Source organism: Humibacillus xanthopallidus (assembly GCF_044793955.1).
In the GTDB taxonomy this organism is placed as follows: Bacteria; Actinomycetota; Actinomycetes; order Actinomycetales; family Dermatophilaceae; genus Humibacillus; species Humibacillus xanthopallidus_C.
This window is the reverse complement of the sequence record NZ_CP084995.1, coordinates 3,507,117-3,527,429: the sequence shown is the minus strand read 5'-3', so window position 1 is coordinate 3,527,429 and position 20,313 is coordinate 3,507,117. Positions and strand designations below refer to the sequence as shown.

15 protein-coding genes are annotated in these 20,313 nt (G+C 71.3%); 11 read left to right on the top strand and 4 right to left on the bottom strand.

Translation table 11 applies throughout. The features are described from left to right. Positions 1 to 158: 158 nt before the first annotated feature. The 3 genes from LG278_RS15810 (at position 159) to LG278_RS15800 (ending at position 3,449) form a co-directional block, all read left to right on the top strand. A complete protein-coding gene (locus tag LG278_RS15810) occupies positions 159 to 1,037 on the top strand; it encodes an extensin family protein (RefSeq protein WP_404388328.1) in 879 nt (292 codons plus the stop codon). A 33-nt stretch (positions 1,038 to 1,070) separates the two neighbouring features. Then, positions 1,071 to 2,480, top strand: coding sequence for a proline--tRNA ligase (gene proS, locus LG278_RS15805; protein ID WP_404388327.1), 1,410 nt, complete (start codon positions 1,071 to 1,073; stop codon positions 2,478 to 2,480). Positions 2,481 to 2,792: 312 nt separating this feature from the next. Further along, the gene (locus LG278_RS15800; protein WP_404388325.1) at positions 2,793 to 3,449 is read left to right on the top strand and encodes a nitroreductase family protein; all 657 of its coding nucleotides are present in this window, start codon (positions 2,793 to 2,795) and stop codon (positions 3,447 to 3,449) included. Positions 3,450 to 3,481: 32 nt separating this feature from the next. Here the strand turns inward: LG278_RS15800 and LG278_RS15795 are convergent, their stop codons facing one another. Together LG278_RS15795 and LG278_RS15790 are read right to left on the bottom strand one after the other, a co-directional pair. Beyond that, entirely contained in the window at positions 3,482 to 4,261 is a 780-nt protein-coding gene (locus LG278_RS15795; protein WP_404388324.1) for a DinB family protein, read from the bottom strand. A gap of 54 nt (positions 4,262 to 4,315) precedes the next feature. Then, on the bottom strand, positions 4,316 to 5,218 hold the full coding sequence (locus LG278_RS15790) for a serine protein kinase RIO (protein WP_404388323.1): 903 nt from the start codon (positions 5,216 to 5,218) through the stop codon (positions 4,316 to 4,318). Between the two features lie 256 nt (positions 5,219 to 5,474). Here LG278_RS15790 and LG278_RS15785 point away from each other — a divergent pair, with 256 nt between their 5' ends. From LG278_RS15785 to LG278_RS15765, 5 genes are all read left to right on the top strand, one after another. Further along, the gene (locus LG278_RS15785; protein ID WP_404388321.1) at positions 5,475 to 8,984 is read left to right on the top strand and encodes a CHAT domain-containing protein; all 3,510 of its coding nucleotides are present in this window, start codon (positions 5,475 to 5,477) and stop codon (positions 8,982 to 8,984) included. A gap of 102 nt (positions 8,985 to 9,086) precedes the next feature. Then, positions 9,087 to 9,974, top strand: coding sequence for a caspase domain-containing protein (locus LG278_RS15780; RefSeq protein ID WP_404388320.1), 888 nt, complete (start codon positions 9,087 to 9,089; stop codon positions 9,972 to 9,974). A gap of 176 nt (positions 9,975 to 10,150) precedes the next feature. Then, positions 10,151 to 11,359: an acyl-CoA dehydrogenase family protein gene (locus LG278_RS15775; RefSeq protein WP_404388319.1), complete on the top strand. Its 1,209-nt coding sequence runs from the start codon at positions 10,151 to 10,153 to the stop codon at positions 11,357 to 11,359. 47 nt (positions 11,360 to 11,406) lie between these two features. Next, positions 11,407 to 11,982, top strand: coding sequence for a general stress protein (locus LG278_RS15770; protein ID WP_404388317.1), 576 nt, complete (start codon positions 11,407 to 11,409; stop codon positions 11,980 to 11,982). 109 nt (positions 11,983 to 12,091) lie between these two features. Further along, positions 12,092 to 13,165 (top strand): hypothetical protein, encoded by a 1,074-nt coding sequence (locus tag LG278_RS15765; protein WP_404388316.1) that lies wholly within the window; start codon positions 12,092 to 12,094, stop codon positions 13,163 to 13,165. Between the two features lie 53 nt (positions 13,166 to 13,218). On the opposite strand, the gene LG278_RS15760 is transcribed toward LG278_RS15765, so the two are convergent. Further along, entirely contained in the window at positions 13,219 to 14,760 is a 1,542-nt protein-coding gene (locus LG278_RS15760) for an aminopeptidase P family protein (protein ID WP_404388314.1), read from the bottom strand. 112 nt (positions 14,761 to 14,872) lie between these two features. Between LG278_RS15760 and LG278_RS15755 the strand changes: the two genes are divergently transcribed. Further along, positions 14,873 to 16,438, top strand: a complete 1,566-nt coding sequence (locus tag LG278_RS15755; protein ID WP_404388313.1) for a threonine/serine exporter ThrE family protein — start codon at positions 14,873 to 14,875, stop codon at positions 16,436 to 16,438. Positions 16,439 to 16,520: 82 nt separating this feature from the next. Beyond that, positions 16,521 to 17,060 (top strand): MaoC family dehydratase, encoded by a 540-nt coding sequence (locus LG278_RS15750; RefSeq protein ID WP_404388312.1) that lies wholly within the window; start codon positions 16,521 to 16,523, stop codon positions 17,058 to 17,060. A gap of 161 nt (positions 17,061 to 17,221) precedes the next feature. On the opposite strand, the gene LG278_RS15745 is transcribed toward LG278_RS15750, so the two are convergent. Further along, positions 17,222 to 18,157 carry a type IV toxin-antitoxin system AbiEi family antitoxin domain-containing protein gene (locus tag LG278_RS15745; protein WP_404388310.1) on the bottom strand — a complete coding sequence of 312 codons (936 nt, stop codon included), beginning with the start codon at positions 18,155 to 18,157 and terminating at the stop codon, positions 17,222 to 17,224. 230 nt (positions 18,158 to 18,387) lie between these two features. Here LG278_RS15745 and LG278_RS15740 point away from each other — a divergent pair, with 230 nt between their 5' ends. Beyond that, positions 18,388 to 20,313, top strand: a complete 1,926-nt coding sequence (locus LG278_RS15740; protein WP_404388309.1) for a galactose oxidase-like domain-containing protein — start codon at positions 18,388 to 18,390, stop codon at positions 20,311 to 20,313.

Sequence of the window (20,313 nt, the reverse complement as noted above, 5' to 3'; positions counted from 1 at the left end):
GTGTCGTTCCCCGTCAGACCACGCACGTCACCGTGTGGGGCTGGCAGCTCCCTGTGAGTCTGCCCCAATCCATCGGCTCCCGCGGGATCGGTGCGGCCTCCTCGGGCGTTGGACGGGTCATGGAGGGGACGGAGCAGCGCACGCACGACGAGCGGCGCATGCACGAGCAGCCGCGGGCGGCACCGGGCGACGAGCCGCGCACCGTCACGAGACGCCGCCTCCTGACGCTGGGCGCCTTGGGCGTCGTCGCAGCAGGCGGCACGTATGCCGTGACTCAAGCGGGCGGCATACCCTCGCTGCCCGACGTGCCGGGGTTGTCGGGCCTGTCGGCACCCGCCCCGCCGGAGCTGCGGATCGACCCCGACCCGGTGGATTTCCGGCAGCTGCAGTCGCGGCGCACCGTCGGCCCCGCGGCCTACGCGTACGAGGTGAACGGCCGGCGTGCGACCTACTACGTCACCGAGCCCTTCGGCCGACGCCTCGACCGGTGGCTCGCCCTGCACCGCCAGCACGTCGGTCAGGCGCCCGACGAGATCCGCTCCTTCGGCGCGTGGGTGCGCGGCTCGTCGACGTCGTGGCACAGCTCCGGTGAGGCGATCGACATCGCGCGGCTGCGCGCCGACGGCAAGGACCTCACCTCGTTGCGCCACGACCTCTGGAGCGATGCGCCGGCCCCGGAGCTGCGCCGCCGTCTCGCGCTCTACTGGCGCACCGCCGCGGGTCTGCACCACGAGTTCGCCGACGTGCTCACCTATCTCTTCGACGCCGCGCACGACAACCACATCCACGTCGACATCGGACGCTTCGGACCGGAGCAGCCCCGACTCATCCGACGGTCGAACGCCCAGGTGCAGGCGGTGCAGGCGATGTGCCGGCACGTCTGGGGCCGCACCGAGGTCGAGATCACGGGCGAGTACGACGACGTGACCCGCGACGCGACGACGCGCATCCTCGAGCAGGTCGGCGGGCCGGGCGAGCTCGCCGACTCGCGGGAGGCCTGGCAGGCCTTCATGGTGGCGACGATGCAGCGGGCGTGAGGCGGCTCGCGCGCCGACCGTAGGATCGAGCGCATGGCCAAGACCGTGCTCACTCCGCAGTCGGAGGACTTCCCCCGTTGGTATCAGGACGTCGTCGCCAAGGCAGAGCTCGCCGACAACGGCCCGGTGCGCGGCACGATGGTGATCCGCCCCTACGGCTACTCGATCTGGGAGCGGATGCAGGCCGACATGGACCGGCGGATCAAGGAGGCCGGCGCCCGCAACGCCTACTTCCCGCTCTTCATCCCCGAGTCCTACCTGACCCGCGAGGCCCAGCACGTCGAGGGCTTCAGCCCCGAGCTCGCCGTCGTGACGCACGCAGGAGGCAAGGAGCTCGAGGAGCCGGTCATCGTGCGGCCGACGTCCGAGACGGTCATCGGCGAGTTCATGGCCAAGTGGACGCAGAGCTATCGCGACCTGCCGCTGCTGCTCAACCAGTGGGCCAACGTCGTGCGGTGGGAGCTGCGCCCGCGGATCTTCCTGCGCACCAGCGAGTTCCTCTGGCAGGAGGGGCACACCGCTCACGCCACCGAGGAGGACGCCCGCCTCTATGCAAAGCGCATCCACGAGGAGGTCTATGCGACCTTCATGCGCGAGATGCTCGCCATGCCCGTCGTGCTGGGTCGCAAGACGGCGCGCGAGCGCTTCGCCGGGGCGACCAACACCCTGGCGCTCGAGGGCATGATGCGCGACGGCAAGGCCCTGCAGATGGGCACCAGCCACGAGCTCGGCCAGAACTTCGCCCGCGCCTTCGACATCTCCTACCTCTCCGAGCAGGGCCGGCAGGAGCTGTGCTGGACGACCTCGTGGGGCAGCTCGACCCGCATGCTGGGCGGGCTCATCATGTGCCACGGCGACGACAACGGCCTGCGGGTGCCGCCGCGGCTGGCCCCGGTCCAGACGCTCGTCATGGTCGTCAAGGACGGGGAGGGCGTACTGGCCGCCGCGCGGCAGGTCGTCGCCGACCTCGTCGCGCGGGGAGTGAGGGCCGAGCTCGACGCCCGAGTCGACACCCCCTTCGGCCGGCGCGCCGTCGACGCCGAGCTCAAGGGCATCCCGGTCCGCGTCGAGATCGGGCCCCGCGACCTCGCCGAGGGGTCGGTCACCGTCGCCCGACGGATCGCCGGCGGCAAGACGTCCGTGCCGGTGGGAGCGGTCGGCGAGGTCGTCGCCGCCGCGCTAGACGAGGACCACGAGACGCTGTATGCCGCCGCGCTCGCTCACCGGGACGAGCACACGACCACGGTCGCCACGATCGAGGAGGCCGCCGAGGCGGCCCGCACGGGGTGGGCCCTCATCCCGTGGTCGACGCTCGGACCCGAGGGTGAGGCGACGCTCGCGGAGTCCGCGGTCACGGTGCGGTGCCTCACCCTGCCCGATGGGTCAGTGCCGCAGGACGAGGCGGACCCCGGCGTGATCGCCGTCGTGGGCCGCGCCTACTGACCTGATCGAGAGAGCGATTCGTCCGCAGGCGGTCGCGGGGATGGCGGACGAATCGCTCTCTCGATCGGGGGAATGGCGGACGAAGTGCTCGCTCGATCGGGGGAAGGGCGCGTGGCGTTGCTGGGGATGGTGGTGACGCGCGGGTCTTTCGGACACGGTGCGGGCTTGATCGAGAGAGCAATCCGTCCGCGGGGGGAGCGGACGAAGTGCTCTCTCGATCGGGGGATGGCGCTTGGTGTTGCCGACGCCGGTTGTCGGGAAGAGACCCGGGTGGGGCATGGTTGTGGGGTGCGTGAGGACGGTGAAGCAGACGTGAGCGACGAGACGGTGACCACCGGACGGCATATGCCAGCGGTGACGTCGGCGCAGCCGGAGGTCCTCACGCCGCTGCTGCGTGAGCGCGAGAGCGTCATGATCTACGACCGCTCCCACGTGCTCGCGGGCCCGGCCCTGCGGGCCATCCTCGAGGCCGCCCGGTGGTCGCCGTCAGCGGGCAACTCGCAGCCGTGGGGTTTCATCGTCGGACTGCGGGGGGACGACACGCATGCCGGCATGGTCGAGGTGCTCTCCTCGGCCAACCAGATCTGGGCCCCGGCCGCGTCGGCGATCATCCTCACCCTTCACCAGGTGGCGACCGACGAGGACCACGAGATCGCCTACAGCGACTACGCGATGTTCGATCTCGGCCAGGCCGTCGCCCACATCACGGTGCAGGCCAGGTCGATGGGCCTGCAGGTGCGCCAGTTCGGAGGTTTCGACCACCGGGCCGCGGCCGCGCGCTTCGACGTGCCGCCCCACTGGGCGGTGACGACCGGCATCGCGCTCGGGCTGCCCGCCGAGCCGGGTGCCGACGACGCGCTGCCCGAGTGGCTGCGGGCCAGGGCCCGGCTGCCGCGCTCGCGCCTGCCGCTCGAGGCGTTCGTGCACTCGGGCAAGTTCGGCCACACCGCCGACTTCCTCACCGACTGAGGTGCGCGGCCGTCGAGGCCGTGTCGACGGCGTCAGTCGGGAGCCGCTGCCTCCAGCTTGTCGAGGTCACGCTCGGCGAACTGCCGGTGGTGCCACTCCTCGTTGAGGACGATGAGGAGACACTCGCGCACCTCGAAGCTGCGTGGCGGAGGCCAGCCGTCGCCCTCCACCGGCTCGGTGCGGGCTGCGAGGGACTCGTCGGTGAGGCCGTCGATCACCCGGCGCGCGGTCGCCATGCGATCGTGGCGCAGGGACAGAACCTCGTCGAGGGAGGGCCGCGCCGACCGGTCGCGGGGGATGCCGGGTGTGTCGGGCATGCCGTCCCACGGCAGCTCGAGCGGGTGCCACGGCGACGGGTCGCCGAGGATGGCCCTGCCCACCCAGGCGTCCGTGGCGAAGGCCAGGTGGCGCAGGGTCTCGATGAAGGACCACTCACCGTCGACCGACTCGTGCAGCAGGGCCGGGTCGAGGCTACGGGCCCGCTCGACCGTCGCGGCCCACCTGCGCTCGACGATCTCCCAGGCCTCGCGGAAGCCGGCAGGGTCGGTCGGTCGCATCTTCACGCGCTCGGGCTCACGCCGGTCGAGCTCGGCCTCGACGAGCGGAGCCACGTCGACACCGTTGAGCACGAGGCGCAGGAACTCGCCGTCGATCTGGACGTCGCAGAGCTCGACGCCGCGCATGACGACATCGCGCATCTCGGCCCCTCGGGACACCGACCTCGAGAGGTCGGTGTCCACGAACTCCGAGCCGGTCAGGTCCACGCGCTCGAAGCGTGACCCGCTGAGGTTGTCACCCTTGAAGTCAGCCATGGTCGGACGCTAGCCCTGACCGCTGACACCCACCAGCGTCGTGGCTCCCGCCGGCTACCAGCGTGACGTGGCCGCGGCCATGAGGTCACCGAAGAGCAGGCCGTCGTCGACGGCATATCCCCGCCTCGTGAACCACTGCGCCATGTTGCGCGCGTCGCGCTCGAGGAACTCCGGGCCGTGCGGGTTGCCGATGACGTCGACGATCTGCGGCCAGTCGATGATGACGAGGCGGGCCGCGTCACCCTCGCCCTCGAGGAGCACGTTGTAGGGCGAGAGGTCGCCATGGGCCCAGCCGAGCTCGGCCAGGCGGACCATCGACTCCCGCAGCTGCTCGAAGAGCACCGGCAGCACGTCGGCCTCCGGACGGCACTGCGACAGGCGTGGCGCCGCGATGCCGTCCGAGCTGCCGATGAACTCCATCAGCATCTCGTCGTCGGCCAGCTGCACCGGGTAGGGCACCGGCAGGCCCTCGTCCCAGAGGCGCCCGAGCGTCTCGAACTCCGCAAACGCCCAGAGCCCGCTGATCAGCTCCTTGCCGAACGAGGTGCGGGTGCGCATGGCCCGGGTCTCGCGCGACTTCCGCACCCGGCGCCCCTCGAGGTAGCCAGAGTCGCGGTGGAACATCCGGTGCTTGCTCGACCGGTAGCGCTTGCCGGCCATCAGGATGTCGCGTCCCGGGTCGTCGGGCACCCACCGACGCACGAGGTGCACGTCGGCTTCCTTGCCCGTCTTGAGCACGCCGAGATCGCTCTCGACCGCTCCGAGGTCGGTGATGACCCAGTCGGGGCGCGGCTTCGGTCCGTGGGTCGCACCGTCCCAGCTCGACCAGCGCTCACCCTCGGGAGGCGCGTCGGGCTGGGAGTCGACGGCGAAGGACTCGGTCTCGAGCCCGGACGGCCGTCCGTGGTTCAGATGAGGACGCAGGTCCTCGTCGTCGTGAAATGCGTTGAATGACAAGGGAACTCCAAGGAAGAAGTGATGTGGGCTGGTAGGCCCGGGACCGTTGTCGACATGTCACCCTCCTTGGGGTTCCGGTGCGGCTCCTGGTGGATCCGCGTTCGTCCATGACGATGCCGGACCACGGGCTCGAGGTGCAACCGAATATCCGCGTCCCTCGCGCCGTCACTTCGGGCAATTCGTATCACTGCCCTCGTCCGCGGCTCTACGGTGGCAGGAGACGAACCGTCGTGGGTCTGTCGGAGGGGAGCGAGGTATGCCGTCCGCGTCCTTTGGTGGGGGAGCGGTGCGCGTGCGCACCCCCGGCAGCTACGACGCGACCGAAGGCCGTGACCGGGGCGAACGAGACCTGGGCGACGGAACCGGCCGTGCCGCAGCGAAATCGGCGCTCCTCGCGGCCCTGGCGGAGCAGGACTTCGACGTCGTCGACCGCATCGACCTCACCCCACGACGGAGCAGGGACCTCGAGTCTCCCGGTCCTGCCAACCGCCGCGGAACGGTCAGCGTCGACGTCGACGTCGCGCCGGGTGACGACGCCGTGGTGCTGCTCGAGCGTAACGGGGTCTACTCGTGGCACCTGCCCGCGCGCCCCACCGGCGGGACCCGGTCGCTGGAGCCCCGCACCCTGACCTTCGAGATCGCTGTGCAGCCTCGGAGACCGAGCGCATCGGCCGCGCGAGCCAGCCGTCGGACGCGCGCCCTGACCGCCGAGCAGCCCCACGACCGTGGGCTGCTGGGCGATCTGGTGCACGGCGCGGTGCAGGCGATCGTGCTGCGCTTCGCCGTGCCGGTCGTCGTCGGTCGTGTCGTGCGCAGGCTCGAGGAGCCCGTGCGACCGGGACTCGTCCACGTCGCCGGACCGTCGGCTGCGTCCTGGCAGCCCCTTGTTGACGGGGCCACCCTGCCGTTGCCGGTCGGCCGACCGGTGCGCCTGCTCCTGCTCGTGCACGGCACCTTCTCCTCGACCGTGGGCGCCTTCGCTCCGATGGGACTCGTGCCGGGCACCGAGGGGTTCCTCCCGACGGTGCTGTCTGCCTATGACGCCGTCATCGGCTACGACCACCGGACCCTCAGCGTCGATCCCCGACAGAATGCCGAGGACCTGCTGGTCGAGCTGCGGCGTCAGCACCCTGGCACCGACCTGACGATCGACATCATCACCCACAGCCGCGGCGGTCTCGTGACCCGGTCCTTCGTGGAAGCCGTGCTGCCGCAGTCGAACTGGCCGGCAGCCGTCGACAACGTCATCTTCGTGGCCTCGACCCACGGTGGCACCCACCTGGCCGACCCGGCCCGCTGGCACGACCTCGTCGACCTCTACACCAACCTCGTCACCGTGGGTGCCGCCGGCCTCGCCCTCGTGCCGGGCGGGGCGCCCGTCGCAGCCGTGGTCGGAGGCGTCGTGCGGGGCATCGGGGCGCTCGTGAAGCACCTCGTGTCCTACGCCGCGGAGGGCGACGACGTGCCCGGCCTCGCCGCGATGATCCCCGGCGGACCCTTTGTCACGGAGCTCAACGGGGAGCAGCCCGGCCAGCCAGGTCCCGGCACGAGCTGGCACGTCGTGTCGTCCAACTTCCACGTCAGCCTGGGCGACGGGAGCCATCGGCCGCCGGAGTTCCCCAAGGAGCTCGTCGTGCGGCTCGGGGAGGGTTTCGTCGACGGGCTCTTCGAGGGAGACAACGACCTCGTCGTCGACACCGCCTCGATGTCCGCCATCGGTCCGGCGTCCGGTGGCTACGTCAAGGACTCTCTCGCGTTCGGCACGAACGACGAGGTGTACCACACCAACTACTTCAGCCAGCTGCGCGTCATCGAGGCGATCGCCGGCTGGCTGCCGCTGGGCATGGGCGCTGGCGGAGGGGCGGAGGCCGCGGCCGAGGCGCCTCCCCAGACCGTCCCTGATGACGTCGACGACGGGCCCCTCGGGTCGCGCGGCGATCGCGTCGTGTCGGCGGGCGACGACGTCGGGCTCTCGGAAGTTGCGCTCGAGGCGCCGTCCGGCCACGCCCCGCCACGGCCGCCGATCCTGGCTGCGTCTCGTCCACCCGCCCTCCCCGGGCTCGGCACCCGCGCGCCCACCCGGCCAGCGCCCACCAATGGAGCGCCACGTCCGACCACGGCCACGACGAAGAAGAGTGCGACGAAGCCGGGCGCTCCCAAGGCGGCTGCGAAGAAGGGGACCAGGAGGGCGCCGGCGACGAGGACAGCATCGCCGGAGCCCGTCGCTTCTGGTGGCACCAGTCCGGGTCGGCTGGCGGCCGAGATGCCTGCCACGGTGCTCCCCGAGCAGGACTTCACCGTCCGCGTGCGACTCGGCACCGGGGCGATCGAGGCCAGTCACGGCACGGTGTCCGTCAATGCCGCTGTGCAGGTGGATGCCGCACGGCCGGTCAGCGTCCAGGTCGTCGGCAAGCAGAACGCACGCATCGTGGGTGAGGACAGCAGGACGCTCGGCCTGCCGCAGGGCGACTGGACCAGCGACGCCCAGTTCACCGCCCAGGCCCTCGAACCGGGCCCGGTGCGCATCACCGTCGTCGCCCGCCAGGGGTGGGTGCCGATCGCCAACCTCACGCTCGAGGGCGAGGCGACAGCGGCGGGTCGAGTCGGAGTGATGCCCCTGACCGCCTCTGCCCGGGCGCGGGCCGACGGAGCTTTCGGCATCGACGCGACCGGTCTCGAGCGGTTGCCCGTCCTCGAGATCTTCGAGCGGCGGGTCACCGGGGGGCGTGTCGTCTACCAGTACGCCATCCGGGCGACGCCGCGGGCGAGGGTCCGGCACTTCGAGTCGCTGCCCCTGAGCCGCAGCGAGCAGTTCGCCGCCAAGCGCATCGCACAGATCGCGGGCATCTGGCGCAACCCGCACCTCAGCGACGAGGAGCGCTTCTCCGACGTCCAGGACATCGGTGTCGACTTCTTCGAGCGACTCTTCCCCGAGGACATGCAGGAGTTCCTCTGGGAGCGGCGTGACAAGCTGAAGAACCTGCTCGTCCTCACCGACGAGCCCTACATGCCCTGGGAGATCGTCCACCTCAAGCCACCTCGGGGAGAGCGGGAGCAGGAGCCGCGCTTCCTCGCCCAGGGCGGGCTCGTGCGCTGGCACTTCGACCGGGTGCCCCCGCAGCACCTGCGCGTGCGTCCCGGTCGCGCCCGCTCGCTGTGCCCTGTCTACGAGGATCCCGCCTTCAGCCTCGCCGGTCCGGAGCAGGAGGCGCACTTCCTCGAGCAGCGCTTCGGGGCGACCCCGATCCGCCCGACGCCGCGGGCCGTGCGCGCCCTGCTGCGCAGCGGAGGCTTCGACCTGCTGCACTTCGCCGGCCACGGTGCGGCCGACGCGGCGACGATCGAGGACGCGCGCATCCTCCTGGCGGCCAACCGGCGTGACGGCCAGGACATGCAGGAGTTCCTCTCGGCCACCAACGTGAGCGCCAACGCGAAATGGACCCGCAAGGGCGAGGTCGGTCCCGTCGTCGTCCTCAACGCCTGCGAGGTCGGTCAGTCGGGCACCCAGCTCTCCACGGTCGGGGGCTTTGCCAAGGCCTTCCTCGACGCGGGGGCCTCGGCCTTCGTCTCGTGCCTGTGGTCGGTGCGCGACGAGCCCTCGCGCACCTTCGTCGAGGCACTCTACGACGAGCTGCTGAAGGGCGCGACCGTCGCGCGGGCCAGCGCCCGGGCGCGGGCCGTGGCACGCGCAGCCGGCGACGAGACCTGGCTGGCCTACGTCGTCTACGCCCGCCCCGACGCCGTGCTGGCGACCGAGCCGGACTAGCTCGGCACGCATCAGCTCGCACCACCCAGACCACCAACCAGCTACCGACCAGCCACCGACCAGCCACCGACCAGCCCAGCCACACCGAGGAGAGGACGAGCCATGACCAGCAGAGCCCTGTGCGTGGGGATCAACGAGTTCGAGACGCTGCCCCAGAGCAGCTGGCTGAACGGGTGCGTCAACGACGCCGACGACATCGCAGCCATGCTGAAGAAGAACGGCTTCACGTCGCGCAACATCACGGTGCTGCACGACGCCGAAGCCACCAAGGAGGCGATCATGACGGCACTGACCGCCATGGTGCGCAAGTCCAAGCCGGGAGACGAGGTGTTCTTCAGCTACTCCTCCCACGGCACGCAGGTGCCCAACCTCCCCGGCACCGAGGCCGCGGGGGACGACGAGCCCGACGGTCTCGACGAGGCCTTCGCGTGCTGGGAGATCACGGTCGGCGCCGAGGGCTGGGACCGCGGGTCGGTCATCGTCGACGACGAGCTGCGAGATCTCTTCGCGTCGGCTCCGGAGGGCGTCCTCGTCGAGGTGCTCCTCGACACCTGCCACAGCGGTTCCGGCACCCGCGACCTCGACGACATCCAGCGCGACCTGCTGCGTGGACGACGTCCCCGCTACCTGCCCCCGCCGACGGCGAGGGCCCTCGCCAAGGCCCGCGAGATCCGGGCCGCCCACCCGGAGGTGGTCGAGCGCAAGGCCCTGATGTCCCTCGTGAAGTCGCGCGGCGCGACGGCCAAGCCGGTGCTTTTCGCCGCCTGCCGGCCCGACCAGACCGCGTCCGACGCCCAGTTCGACGGCGGCCGGCCCAACGGTGCCTTCACGTACCTCTTCCTCAAGGCCCTCAAGGAGAGCCCCACGAGCACCCGCACCGACCTCCACAAGGCCGTGACCGCGGGTCTCAAGGCGGAGGAGTTCACCCAGAGGTCGACGCTCGAGGGTCCCCTCAAGGCGAAGAAGACCTCCTTCGGGCAGCGATGGTGAGCGCAGCCTGCGGAGGCCTCCCGATGCAGGGGCTGCGCTGTCGGTGACCCAGACCACAGGTGTCCACGCTCACACGCACGGGCACTGACCGACGGCGCTGAGCGCAGGCATACTCGGCGGAGTTGACCTCGGTCGACCCCGTTGACCCCAGCCCGACGCAAGGTGGCGATCCAGGCATGTCCCGACTGCAGCAGACCGACGGCCTCACCGAGGAGCAGACCGAGCTGATCAAGCTCGTGCGCGAGTTCGTCGAGGAGCAGATCATCCCCGTCGCGATGGAGCTCGAGCACAAGGACGAGTACCCGCAGGCGATCGTCGACGGCATGAAGGAGATGGGGATCTTCGGGCTGATGATCCCGGAGGAGTACGGCGGCCTGGGGGAGTCGCTGCTGACCTACGCCCTGTGCGTCGAGGAGATCGCGCGCGGCTGGATGAGCGTCAGCGGCATCATCAACACGCACTTCATCGTCGCCTACATGATCCTGCAGCACGGCACCGACGAGCAGAAGCAGCGCTACCTGCCCAAGATGGCCACGGGCGAGATCCGCGGCGCCTTCTCGATGAGCGAGCCCGGCTGCGGCTCCGACGTCTCCGCGATCAAGACCAAGGCTGTGCGCACGGGCGAGGGCGAGGACGCCGGCTGGTCCATCACCGGCCAGAAGATGTGGCTGACCAACGGCGGCTCGGCCAACCTCGTCGCGGTGCTCGTCAAGTCCGACACCGGGGCGAACTCGGTCTATCGCAACATGACGACCTTCCTCATCGACAAGGAGTCCGGCTTCGGCGAGACCGCCCAGGGCGTCACGGTGCCCGGCAAGATCGAGAAGATGGGCTACAAGGGCGTCGACACGACCGAGCTGATCCTCGACGGCCACCGCACGACGGACGCGCAGATACTCGGCGGCGAGCCCGGCAAGGGCTTCTACCAGATGATGGACGGTGTCGAGGTCGGCCGCGTCAACGTCGCCGCGCGCGGATGTGGTGTCGCGAGAAGGGCATTCGAGCTCGGCGTGTCCTACGCGCAGCAGCGTGAGACCTTCGGCAAGAAGATCGTGGACCACCAGGCGGTGCTCTTCCGGCTCGCCGACATGGCCGTCAAGGTCGAGGCCGCCCACGAGATGATGGTCAAGGCCGCGCGCAAGAAGGACTCCGGCCAGCGCAACGACCTCGAGGCCGGCATGGCGAAGTACCTTGCGTCCGAGTACTGCTCACAGGTGGTCGAGGACAGCTTCCGCATCCACGGCGGCTACGGCTACTCCAAGGAGTACGAGATCGAGCGCCTCTACCGCGAGGCGCCGATGCTGCTCATCGGCGAGGGCACCGCCGACATCCAGCGGATGATCATCGGTCGCCGCCTCGTCGAGGACTACAAGCTCAAGGGTTGAGGCGCCACCTCCACGAGGTGATGCCGCGGGGATGCGAGGATGAGGCCATGAGCCTGCAACCAAACCGAGCAGGGGGACGGCCCGGCTTCGCCACGCTCTCCCTCGACTATCCGATCTCCCTCGGCGTCTTCGAGAAGTACGAGGATGCCCAGAAGGCTGTCGACGTCCTGTCCGACAAGGACTTCCCCGTGCAGAACGTCCTCATCGTCGGCACGGACCTCAAGCAGATCGAGCGCGTCACCGCCAGGCTGACCTGGGGGCGCGTCGTGCTCGGCGGCCTGCTGTCGGGTGTGTGGCTGGGTGTCTTCGTCGGCCTCATCCTCTCGCTCTTCGGCCGGCCGGAGAGCACGTTCGGGCTGCTGCTGTTCGCGGCCCTCTGGGGCGCACTCTTCGGCGTCGTCTGGGCCGCGGCCGGCTACGCCTTCACGCGGGGCCAGCGCGACTTCTCGTCGGTCACCCAGGTGGTCGCCACCCGCTACGAGGTCTTCTGCGAGCACAAGTTCGCCCAGCAGGGCCGTCAGATCCTCGCCGAGGCCGGACTGGCCTCGACCACGACCGCGCCCCCGACCACGAGCGCGCCGCCGGCCACGCCGAGCGACCCCTACCGTCCCCCGGGCGTCTGACCTCGCGACACCTCACGACACCTCGCGACATCTCGCGCACCGCAAGGTGCAACGGAACCTCCCCGCGACGGGTCCTCCCTGATAGAGGATCGTCACAGGGAGGTTTCTCATGTCCACGGCTCACCCCGCTTGTCGCTCGCTCGCACCCCTCACCTCGCTCCGGGCGGGCGCCGTGGCCGTTGCGGCTGCGCTCCTGCTCGCGGCCTGCGGCCAGAGCGCGCCGGGCGGCTCGGGTGACACCCCGACGACCCTGCCCGCCGTCACGACCGGCCCGCTGCGTCCGCTGACGTCGCAGCCCATTGCGGCCGACGGCGCCCTCGACTGCCCCGCAGCGCTCGACTCAGCCGCGGGCATGACGGTCCCGGAGAAGCCGCAGGGGGTCGACGGTGCTGCCCGACTGCTGCCCGAGCGCGACCCGTCGACGCTCGTCGTCTGCGCCTACCCGACGATGCGGCTCGAGGCCGCGACCCCGCTCACCGCGCCCTTCGCCCTGTCGCAGCGGGTCGTGCCCGACCCGACGCAGCGCCGGGCGGTCGTCGACCTGCTGACCTGGGCGGCTCGGTGGAACGGGCAGGAGCGGGCCTGCACGATGATGGCCGGCGACGAGACGGCATACCTCGTCGGTGCCACGTATGGCGACGCCATCGTGTGGGTGGGCGCACAGGCCGACGCCAACGCGTGCTCCCGCGGCACGAACGGCGACTTCGTCACCGGTGACCCCGTCGGGGTGCCGCTCGCGGCCACGCTCTCCGGGCAGGCACTGCCTGACGGAAAGCCCTGTGACGCAAGCGGGCTGGGGCGCCTCGACGATGACCGCACCCTGGCGCCGGTGGGGAGTCCGCTCGTGACCGTGTGCCGGCTCGACGCACAGAGCTCCTGGCAGGCCACGCCGCTCGACGCGTCGCGCAGCGGCCAGGTCGTCGAGCTGCTGCGCTCCCTGCCGACGCAGCCCACCGACCACGTCTGCGAGGGGTCGGGCGGCGCGAGTGACGCGCGCTTCTCGCTGGTGCTGCGGTATGCCGCCGGGCCCGCCGTGCGCATCAGCGTGGACCCCGGGTGCCGCCCGGGAGTGCTCGGGAGTGGCGTCGAGTCAGCCGATGCCGGCGCACTTGTCGCCCTCGTCGAGCCGTGGAGCCCGCCGATCCCGGGGCCGGACCCCGACGGGTCGGTCTCCTCGCCCTGAGCCGGCCCTGAGCGCGCCGTGAGCCGGCCGCGATCGGACCGTGCCGCCGCGGCTCAGGCGCTGCGGTCGGCCCAGGTGCGGGCGATCCACGCCTCGACGTCGGCGCTCGTGCGCGGCATCGCGGCGGAGAGGTTCTCGCACCCGTCGGCCGTGATCAGCACGTCGTCCTCGATGCGCACGCCGTTGCCGCGGAACTGCGCCGGGACGAGCTCGTCGTCGGCCTTGAAGTAGAGGCCCGGCTCGACGGTGAGGATCATGCCGGGCTCGAGCACCGCGTCGTTGTACTGCTCTCGCGTCGCGAGCGCGCAGTCGTGCACGTCGATGCCGAGGTGGTGGCTCGTGCCGTGCACCATCCAGCGACGGTGGTACTGCCCGTGGTCGGCGTCGAGGGTCGCCTCGACGTCGATGCCCTCGGGCAGCAGGCCCCAGGCGTGCAGGTGCTCGGCGATGACGCGGATCGCGGCGGCGTGGACGTCGCTGAACTTGTTGCCGGGCTTGCAGGCGGCGATGCCCGCCTCCTGGGCGGCATACACGGCGTCGTAGATCTGGCGCTGGGCGTCGGTGAAGGTGCCGCTGACGGGAAGGGTGCGGGTGATGTCGGCGGTGAAGAGCGAGTCGACCTCGACGCCGGCGTCGAGCAGCAGCAGGTCGCCGTCGCGGATGTCGCCGGTGTTCTTGATCCAGTGCAGCGTGTTGGCGTGGTCGCCGCTGGCGCAGATCGAGTCGTAGCCGACGCCGTTGCCGTGGTGGCGGGCGTGCAGGCCGAAGACGCCCTCGACCCAGCGCTCGCCGCGGCCACGCCGCACGGCCTCGGGCAGGTCGGCGATGACGGCGTCGAAGCCACGGTGGGTGCCGTCGACGGCCGAGCGCATCTGCTCGATCTCCCACTCGTCCTTGACCATGCGCAGGAGGGACAGCGCTGCGGAGAGCTCGTCGTCGGCCTCACGCGCCTGCTCGGCGTGCACATCGGCCTGCTGGGTGTCGGATGCCGCAGCGGCGGCCTGCCGGGCGCGGTCGACGAGCGCCGCCACCTCGGGGTCGGCGTCGCGCACGACGCGCACGGTGAGGGCACCGGCGTCCTTGGCCACGGCCTCACCGAACTCGTCGATGTGCCGCGCCGTGACCCCGAGCTCGGACTCGACGTCCTCGAGCGTGGGGCGGGCGCCGACCCAGAACTCGCCATAGCGCGAGTCGCCGAAGAACTCTTCGGTGTCGCGGTCGGCGAGCGGGCGGAAGTAGACGACGGCGTCGTGACCGGCCGGGGCGTCGTCGCCGCGCCGGGGCTCGAGCACGAGGACCGCGTCGGGCTCACGGTCGCTGCCGAGGCCGGTGAGGTGGGCGAAGGCGCTGTGCGGACGGAAGACGTAGTCGGTGTCGTTGCTGCGCACCTTGAGGCCGCCCGCAGGTACGACGAGCCGGTCACCGGGGAACGCCGCGCTGATGGCCTCGCGGCGCTTGGCCGCCCAGTCGGCCGCGTCGGACCGCGGCGTCACCGCCGTGCTGCGCGGGGCCCAGCCGGTGGCGACGAACGCCCGGAACTCGTCGGTCGTCGGGCGCTTGCGGCTCGGGGAGGTCTTCTGCTCTTCGCTGCTCACCCGGCCATGGTGTCACGAAGCAGCCCGGCCACCGAAGCGGGTTTGAGTGGTGTGGCAGGTGGGACGAGAGGGTCGGCCACGTCGCGTCGGCAGGGCGGCATACAGTCTCGGTGTGGCGCGCAAGGACCGACCGACCCGGCCGATGGGAGCGCGCCGCGCGCTGCCCTCGTTGCGGTCGAGCACGCGCCGGGCGATGCGGCCGAGCGGGCCGCCCACCGACGAGATCCAGATGTGGACCACCCCTGACAGGGTCGACCGCGACACCGCTCAGGCGGTCATCGACCTCGCGATGCGTGCCGGGGTGGCGATGCTCGCCACGGGCGCCTCCGCCGCCGACGTGACCGCGACCGTGCTCATGCTCACCAGGGCCTACGGGCTGAGCTCCGTCCACGTCGACGTCACCTACACCTCCCTCACCGTGTCCTACCACCGCGGGCCGCACGCCGACCCGATGACGGTGCTGCGCATCGTGCCCTTCCGGAGCCAGGACTTCACCCGGCTCGAGCGCCTGCGCGAGCTCATCGTCGCGCTGACCCACGAGACGCTGCCCGTCGACGAGGCTCGCGTGCGCTTCGACGGGGTCGTGTCCTCCCCCCACCCCTACCGTCGCTGGCTCGTCACCGTGGCGGGTGGGGTGCTCGCCGCCGGTGCCGCCGCACTCGTCGGCGCCGGACCGTTCATCGTGCTCGTCAGCTTCGTCACGGCGCTCGTCGTCGGTCGCGTCATGTCGTGGCTCGCGAGCGCGGGGGTGGCGTCGTTCTTCGCCCAGAGCGTCGGTGCGGCCATCCCGACGCTCGTGGCGACGCTCGTCGTCGTGCTCCAGTCGCACGGCATCACCGTCATCGGCGACGTGTCGCCCTCGCTCGTCGTGGCGTCGGGCATCGTGCTGCTGCTGTCCGGGCTGTCGGTCGTGGGCGCCGCCGAGGACGCGCTGGAGGGCTACTACGTCACGGCTGGTGCGCGGGCCTTCGAGGTCATCGTGCTCACGCTCGGCATCGCCGTCGGGGTCTCGACGGTGCTCTCCTTCGGCCAGCGGCTCGGCTTCCCGATCGCCATCACGTCGCAGACCGACCTCACCGACGCGGTCGCCCTCCAGGTCGCCTGCGCCGTCGTCATCTCTGCCGCCTTCGCCGTCATGTCGTATGCGCGCGGCCGCATCGTCGTGGCCGCCGGCGTCGCCGGGGCGCTGGGGTGGCTCGCGCTCGCGCTCGGTGAGCAGGTCGGCATCGGCACGATCACCGCCTCCGCCATCGCGGCTGCGACGGTCGGCTTCCTGTCGCGGGTCGTGGCCCGCCACCTCGGCTTCTCGGCGCTCGCGGTCACGACCGCTGCGATCGTGCCGCTGCTCCCGGGTCGCCTTGCCTACCAAGGCATCAGCGAGATCGTCACGCGTCCCGACGAGACCGGCGTACCCTCCGGACTCACGACGCTCGCGCAGGCCTTCGGCACCGGGCTGGCCCTGGCGGCGGGCGTGGCGATGGGCACCTACTTCGCGGGCCTCATCCAGGCCAAGCGCACGGGGGAGCCGCCGCGGCCGGCTGCCGCGGCCTCGCGCACGACTGGGTCGCGGTCCGTGGGGCGGCCGACGCTCTCCGACACCGGTGACGTGCCGCGGGTGACCGGATCAGGCACCGGACCACCGGACGAGCCGGACGCGGAAGCCCGCCCGGGAGCGTGAGGAAGCACACGGCATACCCCGGTGTCCGTGGGCGGCGCGCTCGGGCAGGCTGGCAGCGGACCTTCGAGGACGAGGAGTGGGCATGCAGTTCGGGCGCAGCTATGAGGAGTTCGAGGTCGGTGCCGTCTATCAGCACTGGCCGGGCAAGACGGTGACGGAGTACGACGACCACCTCTTCTGCCTCCTCACGATGAACCACCACCCGCTCCACCTCGACACGCACTACGCGGCGGGCTCGACGCAGTTCGGGCAGAACGTCGTCGTCGGCAACTACGTCTATTCGTTGCTGCTCGGCATGTCGGTGCCGGACGTCTCGGGCAAGGCGATCGCCAACCTCGAGATCGAGTCGCTGCGCCACGTCGCGCCGACCTTCCACGGCGACACGATCTATGGCGAGACGGTCGTGCTCGACAAGTGGGAGTCGACCTCCAAGGACGACCGGGGCGTCGTGCACGTCGAGACGATCGGCTACAAGCAGGACGGCACGATCGTGTGCATCTTCCGCCGCAAGGTCATGGTGCCCAAGGAGAACTACCTCGAGGCACGCGGCGGTGAGCAGCCCGGCCGACCCGTGCCCATGCCCGACAAGAACTGGCCCGGTCGGGAGCCCCGCACCGACTGACCCCTACCGCCGCCGACCGCCCCGCCCGACCCCCTCAACCGCGCAACACACCGAGAAATTGCCACAACCACGAGGTATGCCGCGTGGCGTTGTCGATTTCTCGGTGTGTTGCCACGGAGGTGCTGGGTCGCCCACGAGGCGGTGTCCGGTTGAGCGGGTGGTCAGGCGGCGTCTGGGCGCTGAGGCGAGGGAGCCGGTCGCGCGGCCCGAATGCGGGCACCCAGCAGGCCCGGCCGATCGAGTTCATCCCAGATCACCCGCTCGACCGGGTGCCCGCGCCTGCGGATGACGTCCTCGCGGCGCTTCTCCAGCCAGACGATCTCACCGGCGTCCTCGCCCTCGGCGCGGTACTTGACCCGCCCGTCGAACTCGAGCACCACGCCCTCCACGAGGAAGTCGACACGCGCCACCGCGTTGCCGGCGGCGTCCGTGATCCAGACCTGGCTCTCGTGGGCCAGGCCGAGGTCCTGCAGGATCAGCCGGGTGCGCGACTCGCCGACGGACTCGGCCGCCTCGTCCATGCGCAGCACCGCCTCGAGGGCTCGTCCTCGACCCTCGTGCGGTGAGACGCGGGCGACCTCCGCGAGGAGCTCCTCGCTGGTGACCAACCCGGCGTGCAGTGCCGCGTCACCTGCCACCACCGCGCAGTCACGCCCCATGGTCAGGGCGGTGCGCACGACCGCCCTCGCCACCGGCACCACGGCGAGAGCTCCGACCTGGACGGGACGCACGGCAGCCCGAGGATGCAGGTGCAGGCCGGTCCGACGCACCGCCTGGCCGACGTCGGTCAGCAGGTCGACGCGCTCGGTGTCGTGCCCCCACAGGGGGAGCCCGTGCAGTGCGAGGGCGGCATGGTGGCTCACGACGTCACCCGCGCGGGTGTGCGCCACCGCCCGCACGAGCAGCCGGAAGCGCTCGTCGGCATCGGCCTCGCGCCAGCGCACCGCATCGACGTAGGCAGCCCGCCGTGGACGCACCAGCTCACCTCGCCGGACCGCACGGCGCAGCTCGGCGTGGTCGACACCGAGGTCGGCTGCTTGGGCAGAGCTGAAGGCGCCGTCCTGGCGGCCGGCCAGCGCGCGGAGTCGAGCGTCCATGCGAAGCAGGCTGGACGGCATACGGTGTCGGCGAAAGCCTCGGGAGCCGCGCTGTGGACGCCCGTCCCCGCCGTCGACCCAGGTGTGGACATCCGCAACACACCGAGCAATTGCCAGACTCGCGAGGTGTGCCGCGTGAAGTTGGTAATTCCTCGGTGTGTTGCGCAGGAAGGGGGTGGAATACCGCGAATCGGACACGGATCCTGTCCGCCGCCCCTAGCCTCGGACCCATGGGGGTGCGTCCGTGGTCCCTGGTGGCAGTCGCTCTGGTGCCCGTGGCGCTGGGAGCGACGCTGTCTGGCGCCCCCGCGCACGCCCGGTCGTCCACCTCGCCGGCATCCGGCCACGCGGGCCATGGCGGCGGAGCCGGCAGGGACGCCACCGTGTCGGACCGGCTCGCGGGCACGCTGGGCGGGCCGGCCCCGGTGCCCCACGCGCCGACCGGCACCGCCACCGCCACCGGCGCGACGACCGGAAGCAAGACCGCCGCGACCACGCACTCCGCCGCGACGATGTCGGCGACCCCGTCGGCCGCCCTGGGGGCCGTCGCCGCCACGACCACGACGGCCAGCGACGCGTGGAGCACGGTCGGTACCTTCCGCACGGCCGAGGGTTGGTATGCCGCGCCGATCCACGCGACGCTGCTGCCGGACGGCCGGGTCCACTTCATCGGCATCGCCCGCGAGTCGGACCCGCCCACCCAGAACGGCCGGGCGCGCCGCGTGTCGTGGGTGTTCACACCGCCTGCGCCAGGGGTCACACCCGCGTCCGACATCGTCATCACCGAGGTCGCCGAGCCGGTCGAGCACACCGGCACGCCCTACGGTGACGCGAGCCTCTATGACGACCTCTACTGCACGAGCGCGACCCTCGACGACACGGGCCGCGTCGTCACGGCGGGCGGCACGCGGATCGTCTCCGACGGCACGACGGGCGAGCTGCGCTACACGCTCGGGCTGCCCTATCAGACCGTCTTCGACGGCACGACGTGGGAGCGGATCCCGGGCGAGATGGTCGGCCGCGGCTACCTCGACAGCGCCGCGCGGTGGTATCCCACGCTGACCCGCCTGCCCGACAAGCGGATGCTCGTCACGGGCGGCCTCGAGCTCATCACGCTCGACGCCTCGGGCACCGACAACCGCAGCCTCGAGACGCTCGACCCGCACACCGGCGAGCGCGCGCTCGTCTCGGGTCACACGCAGACGCCTGTCTCGATCCACGCGCGCGACTACACGATTGTCTTCGTCCTGCCGTATGCCGGGGCCGACTCCGACCTGCTGATGGTCGCCGACTCGGGCACGCCCGTGACGACCGCTGCCAAGGCGGGTGCGCCGTGGAACGTCCTGGGCCAGCGGCCCGCCCACGGCACGACCGACCAGCCCGGCTGGGGCGCCTCGAGCGTCATGCTGCCGATCCGTCCCGGGAGCGGTGCGGATGCGCCATACCGCAACGGCAGCATCCTCGTCGCCGGCGGCGACATGGTGGGCAGCTACCAGCGCACTGCCGACGTGCTCGACCCGGTGACGGGCGAGTGGGGCCCGTCGATCGACCTGGGCATCAACCGGCACCATCCGGACTCGATCGTGCTCGCCGACGGCCGCGTGCTGCTCCTCGCCGGTCACGACATGACCGGCGCGACCGACGTCACGCGGGCGCAGTACGTCGACCCGCTCTCGGACTTCTCGGTGACGACGGGCACGACCTCGTCGGGGGTGATCCGGGGCTACCACTCCGTCGCGCTGCTGCTGCCCGACGGGCGCGTGCTCGTCGGCGGCGGCCGCGACGTCGTGACGGCCGACTCGCTCGAGAAGCCGACCTACCAGATCTACACCCCCGACTACCTGTCACGGGCCCGCCCCATCATCGCCTCGGCACCCACACAGCTCGAGTACGGCGCACTCTTCCAGCTGCCGACGGTCGGCACTCCGTCGGAGGTGGTGCTCGTGGCGCTCGGGTCCCAGACCCACTCCTTCGACACCGGCCAGCGGGTCGTGCAGCTGCCCATCGGCGTCACCTACAGCCGCCCCGACGGGGCCGCCCTCAGCATCGTCGGCACCCCGGTCGACTCGCACGTCGCACCGCCGGGCTACTACGCGCTCGTAGTGCTCGACGGGGCACGCACCCCATCGGTGGCAAAGGTCGTGCACGTGGGGTGA